The sequence below is a fragment of the Paenibacillus sp. IHB B 3415 genome (assembly GCF_000802655.2).
Lineage (GTDB): Bacteria > Bacillota > Bacilli > Paenibacillales > Paenibacillaceae > Paenibacillus_AQ > Paenibacillus_AQ phytohabitans.
On sequence record NZ_JUEI01000069.1, the window covers coordinates 1 to 13875 of the forward strand.

Genomic DNA, 13875 nt, shown 5'->3' on the forward strand with positions numbered 1-13875 from the left:
AGCTCGGCGTTGATGTTTCGCGGCCAGAAATAGAATATATCATGTATAGAACTTCTTTGCAAGCTTTATTTTGAAACTATCTCGTGCATTACCTTGAACCTAGGTTCTTCACGGATTGTGCCCCTTAATGCATGGAGTGCGGCGGACCGCACTCACAGTACTCCTTCCGACACAATGTATCAGTTAATCCAACAGGATAGATAATATCCACAGAGTGAAGGCTTGTTCCTCTCTAGCAGATTTACGGCCTTAATTATCGTCCAGCAGCTCTAGCACATCACGCCTCATGCTAAGCTGCCCTGTCTTAAGCGGAGTTCCCACACGGGCCAGCATCTGAATCGTCTGACCGGGAGAGGCATATTCGCGGTGAATCCCGCTGTACAATCTGCTCATCTCCGGATATTCCTCAAGCACCTGGCTTAATGGTTGCATAGCCAGCCCTTGTAGGTGGGCGGTCAAGGTTAACCGGCTGTAGAGCATGCCGCTCCGGATTTGACTGACCCGGCTGTTGTCATTGCTGATAATTAGCACGTACGCGGGAGTACTCTTGACCGAAGCTGTTGTGGAGTTGATAAACTGCTTCGAAGCAGCTTTTCCTTCATTTAGGGATGGAAACAGAGTTACTGCACCCTGAAGGATATGTCGCATAATACCGCTAGTTCCTTGTCCTTCTACAGAGAATCCATCGCGGAATTGATTCTTCTCCCGTTCATTGGCGCGGAAGATCCGTGCGGATTCCTGCATCACAGAATCTACACCAGCCTCTATTACTGCCGCTTTCTCGGCGTAGTCTCCCAATATCTTCATATTGCCGGCATCCTGAACGATGTTCATTTTCAGACCGCTGATATAATTAATACTCCGCAGTCCCTTCAATTGAACCGGGCTGAGCTTATCGGAAGTATAAGGTCCCCTATTGGTATCCGGCTGGAATAAATAATTGTAGAGCGGCGGCTGGCTCACCAGACTTATGCTATTGAGCGTAAGACGTGCAACCGGTTTGCTGGCCATACTCTCTTCCAGCCTGCTCTCATCATAGCCTCCCTCAGGAAACAGTTTGATATCTACCTGATATCCAAGCTGTTGTCCTGCAATCCGTACATATTCCAGAAAGGTTCCCTGCGAAATCATTAACTGTCTTGCTTCAGGATCCACCGCCGGAGACAGGCGTCTGTTGTCAGCATATAGAGTAAACACTTTATCGTTCTTCTGATCCAGCTTGATTAACCAAGGCTGCATATTATGCCCGCTTGCGGCCAGCAGACCATGTGCGGCCAGTCTCAATCTGGGATCTGTCATAGCTGCGGAGTACCCTTGACTCCACGGCTGCAAGTAATCCTGCTGCCTGAAGACTCCACTAAGGAACATTAATAAGGCAAACACGGCAAGGACCAGCCCGGCAGTAAACGAAATAATTAGCTTCAATATTTTAAAACTCCTCTTTCCTTTCAATGGACCCCCTCCTCTAGACTTTTATAGACTCAACCATCAGATGGAAGGCTGCCATTACGAGCTCATCCGGTGTTGTCGAATGCATCTGCCTGAGATAATTCTCCTTCTTCCGGACCGTATTCAAAACACCGATCACACAAGACCACAGCACCAGCGCGGTTTGGACTGGATTCAGGCTTTTACGGATTACGCCCTCTTCTATCCCTTTGCGGGTTAGCCCGATTAAGTACTCTGTCATCTTCTCACCCAAGGCATAACATTCCTCTCTGGAGGCGTCCGTGATTCCCCTATCGAAGTCAATCTCTGCGGTCTCGTATTCCATAATGGCCTTGAAGTATTCCGGGTGCACTTTGCTGAAACGGTAAAAAACATTGCCCATTTGCATAAGACTGTCTATGGCATTAGCGGTCTTCGTCTCGAGCATTTCCTGCTGCAGCATCCCTTGCATCAATCTATAGCCCCTGATCATGATCTCAAAGTAAAGCTGTTCCTTGCTGTTGAAATATACATATAGCGTTCTCTTGCTGAATTCCGCCGTTTTGGCAATGTCATCCATGGTCGTATTCTGATAACCTTTGGCAAAAAAGACTGTCTCCGCAGCTTCTATAATGTCGTTCCTGCGGAGCTCCTTCTCTTTCATTTTGCGTTCGCTGCTTCCCACAGTCTCGCCTCCTTCCAATCTGCACGGTAGTGCAGTCAAGTAAACCATTAGTTTACTTTGCGCTTCTTGGGGTCCTGATGTCTGTGAGGTTGGTTACATTCGAAAGAAACAAGCCATGCATGAGAAGGGTCCGAAGTGGATAAAGTAAATACACCAAACTTAAGCGTTTGCTTTTAAAGCTATGCTTAACAACACTGAAGCTCATGATTCCGAAGTGGGTATTGTTCGAAGTACATTCGCCGAGGTTAAGCTGAGCAAACTATTAGGAGGACCGCCGCAATGGACACTCATGAATTCGTGGAGAAATTCCAGGAGAATCAGCGAAAGGCGCAGAAGAACAGAAACCGGGGCAAAGGAACACCGGGCGCACGCCTTGCGAACAAACAGCACAGCACCAATAAATAGGCTACAACATTCAGCCAGGAGCTGTATACCAAAAAGGGATGTCTGCAAGGACCAGTTCAGCTGGCTCTGCGGACATCCCTTTTTACTATAAGAACATTCTATAAATATGCTTCTGAAGATTTCTCAGTGTGTTCTATCTCTATAGAAGCAGTAGTGATTATTTGCTCAATTTCGCTACACTTACAGCTACTTTCTCGATTTGTGCTTTGCTGAGTGATTTATCCGGCGAGCTGATGGTCACAAAATGGTCTGCCAGCGCAAAGGTCAGCATAGCCGTATCTGAAGGTGTGTACCATTTCGCTTCAGTTCCGTTGGATAGCTTCACGGTAGTTCCGTCATAATCGTAGGAATAATCACGCGGTGATACATTCACCCGCATTTTATTGAACAGGAAGCTCACGCCGTCATCGCCGCCTACAACCTTCTGGAACGCATCGCCGCTGATCATTTGTGCCGGAGCATAAGCGGTCTCGAAGCCTTCGAAGTTAGCGAATGTCTTGGTGATCTGTTCTTTTTGTGCTGCACTGTATTGTACTGCCGCTAAAGTGATAGCTGAACCGTTATCCGGTGTTGGAGTTACCTTTCCGCCGCCCAGAATGACCTGGTTAGTAGAAGCATTGAAGGTTACCGGCACCTTCAGTGCATCCGCCAGCGCCCGGACCGGAAGGTATGTTGTATCATTATAAGTAATTGGTGACAGTGTTTTGCCATTGCCGTCTACTGGCGTGTAAGCCGCTCCGTTTACTTTGAAGCCGATGCTGTGGTTCAGGTACGCGCTGATTTTCTGCATATTCGTTCCTGCGTATACACCTGCTGAACCCGTAATTGCCATTCCGAATACCATGGTTGCTATGATCATTTTTTTGCTCTTCATTATTATCGTCTCCCTTGTGTGTATGTTGTTTGTAGTGTTCCTTGCTATAGATTCATTAAACCATTAACTTGTTTCTAACTTGTATCCGGATTGTAAAGAAGTAATTCCGAATCTGCACCAGGTGTTAACGGCTGTTCGGGACCGTAATCTGGTACACCTCGGTGTACAGGATATCTCTAAACCGCTGGAATTCCTTCAGGGTAGCTGGCCGGGGATAGGTCATGATGCGCAGCGGCAGATCAGCTTGACCCGCGCGCAGCGGCGGCTGCACATAAGGGTACGGATTCAGATAAAAGCCCAGCCGTTCATAGAATCCGATCCTCCGCTGTTCCATTTCCCCCTCAGGCGGCTCCACCTCCAGCACCACCGGCTTGTCCGATCGGCTAATATAGCGGTTCATCAGCTTCTTGCCGATTCCCCCGCCCCGTATATCCGGGTTAACGGCAATATGCTCAACAAACCGCAATTCAGGGAATTCCCAGGCGGCCATAAAAGCGAGCGTCCGGTCCTCTGCATCCTTTTCGGTATACAGGTGATAATTCGGATTCGCCAGCAAAGCCCGCTGCCCGCTATAGGTTCTGATCTCACTTACCGGAAAAGAAGCTTCCATAATTGCGAATATCTCATCAAAGGTTGTTCCGCTGATTGGCGACTGATTGCTCATTTTCTGCTGCCCGCTTTCTGCTGTTTCTATTAAGTGAAGCGCCTTGCTCTTTATTTTACCCGTAATTCTTGTATGAATAACTTCATGGGAAGCTACACTAGAGATGTCTGGACCTGCTTATATAAAAAAGATGCCCGGAGGCATCATCTGAGGGTTGTTGCGGCTGCAGTTTATAATATACGTCCGGGCCTAGTCCATATTGGATAAATCATTCGCAGTCCCGGCCACATGCTCAAACGCCCGGCTTAACTCCTGCATTGATTGTCCCTGATGCTGTGAGAATGACATGATGTGCTGGATAGACTGGTCCATCTGCAGAATAGACTGCTTCATCCCCGCCAGCTGGCTGTGGATGTTCTTCACCAGTGCGTGGCTGTCATTAGCCAGCTTGCGGATTTCCGTCGCCACCACTCCGAATCCCCGTCCCTGCTCACCGGCTCTCGCCGCTTCAATTGCCGCATTAAGCCCGAGCATATGTGACTGGTCAGCGATCCGTTTGACGGTGGACAGAATCTCAAAGCTGCTCTCGATATCTTGAACCATAGAATTCGAGCTGCTCACTAACTCGTCCAGTCTTTGGGTAATTCCCATAGAGGAACGGGTCACTTCTTCGGAGGTCGCCGTCATTTCTTCCACCAGTGAGGACAATTCCTGTGCACCCTCCTGAAGCCTTGCCGCCTTGTGGTTGGATACCATCGCTGCAATAACACCAATGACTTCACCCTCACGCATGACCGGGACTGCCGTTGAGAGATAGGATATGCCAAAAGCTTCAGGGCCGCGTTCCTCGCGCTGCACTTTGCCAGTCTCCAGGGCTGCATACGACACAGTACCTCTGAACTTCTCAATAGGTGCGCCTACCGGAACCTTAAGATCAATCTTCTCACCGGGAAGATAAGCAAGCACCTTGTCCGTATCCGCGAGCACCAGGGCAGCATCCTCGGGGTACGTTTTCTGAATCATACTGAGCACATTCTGCAGCTGCCCAAGCTTATCCTCCTGTTTATCCTCCAGCATAACTATCGACCGCCTGTTCCGTAATTTTCAATATTCAGGTCTGATTATATCACTTAATGAAAAGGGTAATTGAATTTTTCTGAAAACCATGTGGTTCTCCCCTTCAAGATGAGAACGTTCAAAATAAAAGCTGTCACAGAACATTCTTCTGTACCGTTACGGTGATTTAGCATCTGGTACTAGGAGAACGTGCTATACTATATTTATCAGATACATCATCATGTTTGCATAGGAGAGGTTCAATTGGATAATCAACGCTGGATCGCACCTGAATTCTACAATCTCACTTCGGAAATGGAGCAGCATCCTGAAGATAAGATTGCCCTTAAATGGTTACAAGAGAACGGGGATTTCGAAGAAATCACCTATGGACGGCTTATGGCTCAGGCTAACCGTCTGGCCGGGGGGCTGTCAGGGCTCGGTCTGAAGCAAGGGGACCGTGTCCTGGTTATGGTACCACGCCGCATTATCGCCTACGTCATCTATCTGGCCTGCCTGAAGCTGGGACTTGCCGTTATTCCATCTTCTGAAATGCTGCGGGCCAAGGATCTGTCCTACCGGCTGCGCCACTCCGAGGCCCGCGCGGTCATTGTCTGGTCGGAGGTTACCGGTGAAGTGAACAAGATCGCCGAAGATCTGCCTGCACTCGACTATCGCCTGTCTGTCGGCGAAGCTGAGCTTGGCAACGGCTGGGTAGACCTGGAAGGCCTGATGGACGGACAATCCGACTCCTTCCCTGCGGTTGCCAGCCGCCGGGACGATATCGCCATCCTGGCCTATACTTCCGGTACAACCGGCAACCCGAAGGCCGTAGTCCATACCCACGGCTGGGGATATGCGCATCTGCGGATCACCTCTTCCCTCTGGCTGGATATCCGTGAATCGGATACCGTCTGGGCAACGGCCGCGCCGGGCTGGCAGAAGTGGATCTGGAGTCCATTCCTCACTGTACTCGGCAACGGGGCTACCGGCTTCGTCTATAATGGCCCTTTCCATCCGGACCGTTATCTTCAGCTGCTGCAGGATGAGAAGATCGGGGTATTGTGCTGCACACCTACAGAGTACCGTCTGATGGCCAAGACTGAAGGCCTCGCCCAGTACGATCTGTCGAATCTGCGTTGTGCGGTATCCGCCGGTGAGCCGCTGAATCAGGAAGTCATTCACACCTTCCAGCAGCACTTCGATATTACGATCCGCGACGGCTATGGACAAACAGAGAGCACCCTGATCATCGCGGCGCTGAAGGATGAGCCGATCCGTGTCGGCTCCATGGGCAAATCGATTGCTCCCGGTATTGTTGAAGTAATCGACGAGGAAGGACATCCGCTGCCTGCCGGGGTCGTCGGTGATATCGCCGTGCACCTGAGCATGCCTGCCCTGTTCCAGAATTACTACAAAGATCCGGAGCGCAAAGCAAACTGCTCGCACGGGGAGTATTTCGTAACCGGCGACCGGGCGCGCAAGGATGAGGACGGCTACTTCTGGTTCGAAGGCCGCGGGGATGATATCATCATCAGCTCTGGTTATACCATCGGACCGTTTGAAGTAGAAGAAGCATTAATGAAGCATAATCTGGTCAAGGAATGCGCAGTGGTAGCCAGTCCTGACGAGATCCGCGGCTCGGTCGTCAAAGCTTTTGTCGTGCTCAAGGACGGCCATGCCGGCACACCGGAGCTGGCCAAAGAGCTGCAGTCCCATGTCAAGGAACAGACTGCACCTTACAAGTACCCGCGCAAAATCGAATTCATTACGGATCTGCCGAAGACGACCTCCGGCAAAATCCGCAGAATCGAGCTGCGTGAGCAGGAGAAGAAGGCTGCGCAAGAGTAGGCAGCAGCTTGGCCGGCAGCAGCAGGCTGGCTCCTGTTGATTGGAAACGCGCCGATAAGGGCAGTTCCTAACTAGCGGAAACAATAAAATGCCCGTCCCTACAATGATGTAGGAACGGGCATTTTTGTGCTTTTACCTCTAGACAGCCTTAAGCTCTAACGAATACGAATCGAACCTTCCCGTCCCTGTATCCTTGTACCGCGTTTGCCGCTGGACAGAAGCAGCAACGCTGTATACAGAATGACAAGAATAAGTGTGGTGACCAGACTCCCTTCCAGGCCGAACTTGCCCCCGGTCAGCAGAATATTTCCTTGTAAGGATATCGAATAGATCCCTTTGGGCGCATTCCCGCTCACCGCAACGCCGTATATGTAGCCCTGGAACAAATTCCAGGAAATATGCAGCGCCATCGCAGCGTACAAATTGCCTGTCCGGAGAGTCACCCAAGAGAAGATTAAAGCGATAATCACAATATTCAGTCCACTGATCCAGCTATATCCAGGATTCGCTATGTGGGCAAACGAGAATAAGATGGAGGTCAGGCCCACTGCGGCCGGAATACCGAGCCTTGAGGACAGCAGATGCTGAAGGTATCCTCTGAAGATCACCTCTTCGCAGATTCCGGCCAGCAGTGCCGTAATCACAATATCCGCCGCATCCAGCTGCCCGAACCGGGGCTGTAACCATTCTCCCTGAACCCTGGCATTCCCCAGCCCCCACAGCACCAGCAGAACAGAGGTCAGCAGCAGTGCTCCGCCTGCGAAGCCGGCAGCGAACCGCTTGCCGTCAGGCCTGGACAGTCCGATGCTGGACAGTGGACGCTTATGTATTATTCGTACCGTATAACACACGACAATAAACGAATAGATGGCTGTAGATTTGAAGACACGCACCCAGCCGTCCGGATCGAATAATCCTGTGGAACCCACCCGCAGCGATAAACCAAAGGAGACAATTACCGTCAGAAGCGCAATAGCCCCGCCGACCCATAAAATCTCCCAGCCTGCTCTGAGCTGCCTGTTCCGGTTCCTGAATAGAAATTGCATGTGCATTACCCCTTCCCTTCCTCATCCTCTCATCCGTTAGACGGACCCGAAAGGGAAGGGCCCTGCAAAACAATTGAATATATGCAAAATAATCCAGAGCCGCAGCTTCTTACTCCGACCAGTACTTCGCATCCGGATTCAGTGCTGCACCTACCTCGCCTTCCGTTACCAGATCACAGTCCAGGTAGCCCTCTTCATCCAGGAAATAAACCTCCTGCTTATAGAATTCGCACAGGGTCTCCAGGAATTTCTCCGGTGAATCATACATGGTCACCAAATCGCCGTAGTCATGCAGAAGGTCGCATACCCGCTCGACCCCATCCTCAGACCGGTGGTAGCAGATAAAATCACTGCCGTAGTTAGTCAGCAGCGGCAGCACGACCCCGCCGCCGGCATAGCCCTTCTCCTGCAGGATGCCTGACAGTAGCGCCACTTCCTGGCCGTATTCCCCGATATGAATCAGCCGGTAGCCCGGAATGAATTCAACCAGGCTGGGGTCCTCTTCGCTGCTGCCCGTTCCCAGAACCGTGTCATAGATTGCCTGTAAAAGCGATGGAACCTCGGGGGCATACTCTGAAATAGCGGCACTGCCTCCTGCCGGGGCCTTGCCCAGACTGGCGGTGTAGCCGGGCCGCAATTGCGCGGACAGCTCCAGGAATTCCTGAAATTTATGGGTAAGCATGAAATCATCCTTTTCTTGAGTGAGTATGAATATCATCGGTCATTTTATATACCTTGCGGCCAACGGTCTTGGCCTCTGCGAACATGGAGGTGATGACCTCCTGCACGGTGGTAATCTCACGTACCAGCCCGGCAATCTGGCCGGCCATTACCGAACCGTTCTCTGTATCCCCGTCACGGACCGCAAGGCCCAGAGAACCCATCGCCAGTGCCTCCAGCTCCTCTTTACCCGCCCCGCCATTCTCCAGCCTCATATACTCCAGTGTCATACGGTTCTTAATGCTGCGCACAGGAACACCAAGCGAACGGCCGGTTACCAGCGTATCGCCGTCTTGTGCGGCAACAACCGCCTGCTTAAACTGCTCATGGGCCGGACATTCAATTGTCGCCAGGAAGCGTGTACCCACCTGCACCCCCTGCGCTCCCAGTGCAAAAGCCGCCGCCGCTCCCCGGCCATCGGCGATTCCGCCGGCAGCAATGACGGGAATGGCTACAGCATCTGCAACCTGTGGAACAAGCACCATGGTTGTAGTCTCGCCCACATGACCGCCCGCCTCTGTGCCTTCGGCCACAATCGCGTCGACTCCCAGCGCCTCCATTTTCCGCGCAATCTGCACAGAAGGAACTACAGGAATGACTACTATGCCTGCTGTCTTCCACATGGCCACGTAATTCTTGGGCGAACCCGCTCCTGTGGTCACGACCTTAACGCCTTCGTCTATCACCAGTTGTGCCAGTTCATCCCGGTTGGGAGCCATCAGCATCAGGTTGACGCCGAAGGGCTTAGCCGTCAGGCTTTTACACTTATGAATTTCTTCACGCAGCCGGTCCGCACTCATCCCCCCGGAGGCAATGACTCCCAGTCCCCCCGCATTCGATACCGCTGCTGCTAGTTCGGCGTAGGCAATCTGCGCCATGGCCCCTTGGATAATCGGATAGGTGATCCCCAGCATTCTTGCAATACTCATAATCCTTCCCCCTTATCACATCAAAAAGCGGATCGATAAGGAAGGCTCCCCCATCTCTCCGCTTGCAGTGCTCTACCTATTTGGTGGCCGAAACCCACATTTTCTCCAGCCATTCATCGAAATTCTCGCCCTTCTCGCCTTCGTAGGCATCGTAGACGTCAATCCGCATCTTCTTCAGCTTCTCTTTGAACTCTTCGTAAGAATGGTCTTTCGGAAGACTCTTCTTAATCCGCAGAATAATCTTCGATACCCCTCTGAACAGCTCGGCCTTGTTCTTCGACGGAACCTTGACCTCTTCGCCGAAGGCTCTCAGCTTGTTGTACGCGGCTTCTTGAACGGTATATACAGGATCGCTGATCATCAGACGATTGAGGATATCAATAATTTGTTTGTGGTTGTAGCGGCCCAGCTCTTCCACTGCTTCAAGACGCGCTCTCCAATCCGCGGAGCGGCCGGCGGCTTTCTTCAGTTCCTCATAATTCTCTGGCAGCTCTTGGATTACTTCTTCATTATTCAAACGATACAATCCCCTTCTTGGTTAAATCTGATATATAGAACTTTTATCTTACATAGTGCAATTCTACAGTACTGTACTCCTTGATTTCAATCTTTTGTACAAACATTCATGCGATTCCGGAGCAACCGGCAGATCTTACTCATTTCCTCCGGCATTCTCCGCTTCAGCACCAGGAACAGCAGCAGGCTTGCCTGCCTCGATCAGCACCTTATTACCCAGCAGGAAAAAGCCTTGGATAAACAGCAGCATTCCCGTAATGATCAGCAGCCATTCAATCTGTATGAGATCGGCCAACGGCCCGAAGACCAGCATGCCCAGCGGCATCATCGAACTCGAAATCATGCCCAGCACCCCGAAGACCCGGCCCAGGTAATCCGGCTCCACCTTCTCCTGCAGCAGAACTGTGGAGGGGGTATTGAAGAACGGCAGTGCCAGTCCCACCAGCCCCATTACGGCAAGATAAATCCAGAAGACCGGAATTACACCCAGCGCAAACGTGCATAACCCGACGGCAAGGGCCGATAGGGTCATCGTATGAACCCGGTTCCGGAAACCCGGCCAGACGGCCATCAGCAGCCCGCCAAGCATCATCCCGATCGAGAACGTAATCTCAATGGCGGTCAGCCGCCAGATATCCCCGCCAAAGGTTCTCGTAACCTGCAGCGGAGTCAGAAACGACACCGGGGCCGCTAGCACAAAGAAAAAAGCACAGAAAATAAAAAAGCTTCTAATATAAGCATGCTGCCGGATATAGCTGAAGCCCTGGCGCAGATCACTCAAATAGCTGAGTGTCTGCTCTGCAGCAGCTTTGGCATGAAGCGGCACCTGCACGAAGAAGAACATCGTCATAACCGCCACTGCAGCAGTAATCACATCGATGAAAAATATAATTTCAATACTTGCCATGCTCAGCAGGGCTCCGCTCAGCATCGGGGACAGCAGCATCACCATTGCCTGAATGCTGCCGTTGATTCCGCTGATCCGGGTCAGTTTGTCTTCCGGCACCAGCTGCGGCAGCATGGCCGCTACAGCCGGTGTCTGCACTCCGCCTCCAAGCGCCCGCAGGGCAGACACCACAAAAAGCAGCCACATCTGGTCGTATCCCAGCAGAAACAATATCGCCAGAACCAGCGTCGAAGCTGCAATAATGGAATCCGAGAGGACAATCAGCCATTTGCGGCTGTAGCGGTCTGCCCAGACCCCCGCAAAGGGCGACAACAGAAACATCGGCACAAATCCGCAGATAATCGCTAACGTCATCATTACTCCGGACTGTGTATTCAGGGTAATATACCAGAGAATCGCATACTGGACCAGTGAAGACCCAAATAGCGAGACCGTCTGGCTGGTAAGGAAAAAGGCAATATTTTTCTTCCAGTCAGTGTTCATTGTCAGGGGATTCCTCCTCTTTCTCAGCACTTTAAAGTCATATTCTAGCATAGTTTCCACAGCGCTACCTAATGGATTTTGACCAAGCAGAAACGGCTTTGCCGTCCTTTTTTAGGGCGGTACCGTTTCAGCGAGAAAGATAAGGATAATTTATGCGCAGAGCATATAAATTCTTATCTTTTAAATACATCTGCAAAAGTATAGTATGTACAAACAAATCCGCAAGCAGTATAGGAGGTTACCATCAATGAAAGCCATCGCCATTCATGAGTTCGGCCCCGCTGGAAATTTAACAGAGATTGATATCCCCGTTCCCATTCCAGGTGAGCATGAAATTCTGATTGAAATGTATGCGACTTCTGTTAATCCGGCGGACTTGAAGATCAGGGAAGGCTCATTGCCTGCTGGCAGCGGCCACACTGCCGCCTTTCCGCTGATCCCCGGAATAGACGTTGCCGGAGTGGTAGTGAGTACAGGCAGCGGAGTAAGCCGGTTCAAACCGGGTGATGCGGTGTTTGGGCTGATGCAGGTTAAGAAGGGCGGGGCCTACGCGGAATATACATTGGCAAACGGCCAGGAGCTGGCGCCGATCCCCCCGGGATTATCCTTTGAAGCAGCTGGCGTTCTGCCTGCTGCCGGACTTGCCGCCTGGCAGGCGCTGGCCAGTGCCAGGGTCTCCAGCCGGGACCGCGTGCTGGTTCACGACGGCGCGGGAGGTATCGGCAGCTTGGCTATCCAGCTCGCCAAGCTCCGGGGAGCTACCGTGATTACGACGGTAAGCGGTGATGAGCTTGATCTGGCCTGGGGCATCGGAGCCGACCAGGCGATAGACTGGCAAGAGCAGGATTTCGCCGCTATTCTCGGGCAGAGCATAGATGTTGTAATCGACACCGCCGGAGGACTGATCCTGAACCGGAGCTTCGCGGTTCTCGCACCCGGCGGGAGGCTGATCTCCACTGAGGAGCGGCCTGACCCGGTACAAGCGGCGGCTGGGGACATCACTGCAGCGTACCTCACTCCCGCCGCCGACCCGTTCCAGTTAGCCGAGCTGGCCCGGTTGACGGCCGAGCGCCGGCTGAAGCTGCTTATCGGCCAGTCCTTCCCGCTCACTGCAGAAGGACTGCGCAGCGCACATCTGCTCAGCGAATGCCGGCAGACTCAGGGCAAAGTCGCTATCACTATCAAATAACGGTCCGGCAATGCGCATGCCCGTTCATCTGATATAAGGCAAGGATACCTCCACTTCAAGACCATTTATAGGCTAAGTGGGGGTTGTTGACTATAGAAATATTAGCCGTCTCACCACAAGTTCAAGCGGAGGAAATCCCGTATGGCCCAGGTTCCCTCAATTCAGTTGAAATCCATGCACCAGCACGACCAGCAGTACAGCCACAAGGATGCCGGGCAGAAGATTGGCTACCTTGATTCTGGTAATTCCCAGCAGATTCAGGCCGATCGCCATGATCATAATACCTCCCGCAGCGGTCATCTCTGCAATACAGTCGTTCAGCAGCGCTTCAGGCACAAACCGGGTAATCTGTGTAGCAAGCAGAGCAATAATCCCTTCATATAGAACAACAGGGACCGCCGAGAACAGAACACCGACTCCCAGCGTCGAGGTCAGAATAATGGAAATGAATCCGTCCATAATCGCTTTGGTATAGAGAATCTGATGATCACCTTTGATGCCGCTGTCCAGGGCTCCGAGAATGGCCATTGCACCCACCACAAACACCAGGCTTGCCGTGACGAATCCCAGCGAAATACTCCCCTGTCCGCCTGCCCCCACTCTACGCTCCAGCCAATTCCCTGCACGGGTGAACCTGTCTTCAATGTTGATCCATTCACCGGCTACCGCCCCGATCACGAGGCTTAGAATGACGATCAGGAAATTCCCGCTTTTGAGGCCCATCTGCACCCCCAGGACAACAATCGCCAGCCCAATCCCGTTCATCACCGTATTCTTCATACTCTCCGGTATCCGTTCCAGCAGCTTGCCCAGCATTGTTCCGATAATAATAGCTACTCCATTCACTAAAGCTCCCAACAGCACCATCGCTCAGCAGTTCCCCCAACTATAATTTCTCTCTTATCCTAGCATTATAGGGGTAACAGGCACTGTAGCGTCAAGAGTGTTGCCGGCTGAGCAGATGCACACGGCCTATCAGGATTACATCGCCAGATTAAATTGACAGATTTCTGTTAACGATGGTACGCTCACTAATATCATTCTCTCAATATAAGTAGAAACGGCCAGCCTTCCTGAGAAGGTATCCGTTTCAGCGGGAAAGATAAGGACATTTTATTGCGTCAGGCATATATATTCTTATCTTTGAACAAATCCGGTGCGGATCTGTTCAAAGCCAAGTAA

The 13875-nt window shown here is 51.7% G+C and carries 14 protein-coding genes; 3 read left to right on the forward strand and 11 right to left on the reverse strand.

Going from position 1 to position 13875, the window contains the following annotated elements:
• Positions 1–249: 249 nt before the first annotated feature.
• Both QW71_RS26730 and QW71_RS26735 read right to left on the reverse strand, forming a co-directional pair.
• Positions 250–1425: a hypothetical protein gene (locus QW71_RS26730; protein ID WP_235441562.1), complete on the reverse strand. Its 1176-nt coding sequence runs from the start codon at positions 1423–1425 to the stop codon at positions 250–252.
• Between the two features lie 40 nt (positions 1426–1465).
• Positions 1466–2113 carry a TetR/AcrR family transcriptional regulator gene (locus QW71_RS26735; RefSeq protein ID WP_052770278.1) on the reverse strand — a complete coding sequence of 216 codons (648 nt, stop codon included), beginning with the start codon at positions 2111–2113 and terminating at the stop codon, positions 1466–1468.
• 279 nt (positions 2114–2392) lie between these two features.
• Here QW71_RS26735 and QW71_RS39305 point away from each other — a divergent pair, with 279 nt between their 5' ends.
• Entirely contained in the window at positions 2393–2518 is a 126-nt protein-coding gene (locus QW71_RS39305) for a DUF4023 family protein (protein ID WP_083442743.1), read from the forward strand.
• Positions 2519–2675: 157 nt separating this feature from the next.
• Here QW71_RS39305 and QW71_RS26740 read toward each other — a convergent pair whose 3' ends face one another.
• From QW71_RS26740 to QW71_RS26750, 3 genes are all read right to left on the reverse strand, one after another.
• A complete protein-coding gene (locus tag QW71_RS26740) occupies positions 2676–3392 on the reverse strand; it encodes a stalk domain-containing protein (RefSeq protein WP_039306494.1) in 717 nt (238 codons plus the stop codon).
• Between the two features lie 124 nt (positions 3393–3516).
• Positions 3517–4056, reverse strand: coding sequence for a GNAT family N-acetyltransferase (locus tag QW71_RS26745; protein ID WP_200905979.1), 540 nt, complete (start codon positions 4054–4056; stop codon positions 3517–3519).
• Between the two features lie 189 nt (positions 4057–4245).
• A complete protein-coding gene (locus QW71_RS26750) occupies positions 4246–5073 on the reverse strand; it encodes a methyl-accepting chemotaxis protein (RefSeq protein WP_047013995.1) in 828 nt (275 codons plus the stop codon).
• 294 nt (positions 5074–5367) lie between these two features.
• Here QW71_RS26750 and QW71_RS26755 point away from each other — a divergent pair, with 294 nt between their 5' ends.
• On the forward strand, positions 5368–6903 hold the full coding sequence (locus QW71_RS26755; protein WP_047013997.1) for an acyl-CoA synthetase: 1536 nt from the start codon (positions 5368–5370) through the stop codon (positions 6901–6903).
• Between the two features lie 155 nt (positions 6904–7058).
• Here QW71_RS26755 and QW71_RS26760 read toward each other — a convergent pair whose 3' ends face one another.
• The 5 genes from QW71_RS26760 to QW71_RS26780 all read right to left on the reverse strand — a co-directional run bounded on the left by QW71_RS26760 (position 7059) and on the right by QW71_RS26780 (position 11504).
• Positions 7059–7949, reverse strand: a complete 891-nt coding sequence (locus QW71_RS26760; RefSeq protein WP_160311845.1) for a CPBP family intramembrane glutamic endopeptidase — start codon at positions 7947–7949, stop codon at positions 7059–7061.
• Between the two features lie 109 nt (positions 7950–8058).
• Positions 8059–8631: a hypothetical protein gene (locus QW71_RS26765; RefSeq protein WP_039306497.1), complete on the reverse strand. Its 573-nt coding sequence runs from the start codon at positions 8629–8631 to the stop codon at positions 8059–8061.
• A 4-nt stretch (positions 8632–8635) separates the two neighbouring features.
• Positions 8636–9598 (reverse strand): DUF561 domain-containing protein, encoded by a 963-nt coding sequence (locus QW71_RS26770; protein ID WP_039306499.1) that lies wholly within the window; start codon positions 9596–9598, stop codon positions 8636–8638.
• A 76-nt stretch (positions 9599–9674) separates the two neighbouring features.
• Positions 9675–10115, reverse strand: a complete 441-nt coding sequence (locus QW71_RS26775; protein ID WP_039306501.1) for a HEAT repeat domain-containing protein — start codon at positions 10113–10115, stop codon at positions 9675–9677.
• Between the two features lie 135 nt (positions 10116–10250).
• Entirely contained in the window at positions 10251–11504 is a 1254-nt protein-coding gene (locus QW71_RS26780) for an MFS transporter (protein ID WP_039306503.1), read from the reverse strand.
• A gap of 247 nt (positions 11505–11751) precedes the next feature.
• Here QW71_RS26780 and QW71_RS26785 point away from each other — a divergent pair, with 247 nt between their 5' ends.
• Positions 11752–12693, forward strand: coding sequence for an NADP-dependent oxidoreductase (locus tag QW71_RS26785; protein WP_039306505.1), 942 nt, complete (start codon positions 11752–11754; stop codon positions 12691–12693).
• A gap of 156 nt (positions 12694–12849) precedes the next feature.
• Here QW71_RS26785 and QW71_RS26790 read toward each other — a convergent pair whose 3' ends face one another.
• Positions 12850–13560: a DUF554 domain-containing protein gene (locus QW71_RS26790; RefSeq protein ID WP_039306506.1), complete on the reverse strand. Its 711-nt coding sequence runs from the start codon at positions 13558–13560 to the stop codon at positions 12850–12852.
• Positions 13561–13875 lie beyond the last annotated feature (315 nt).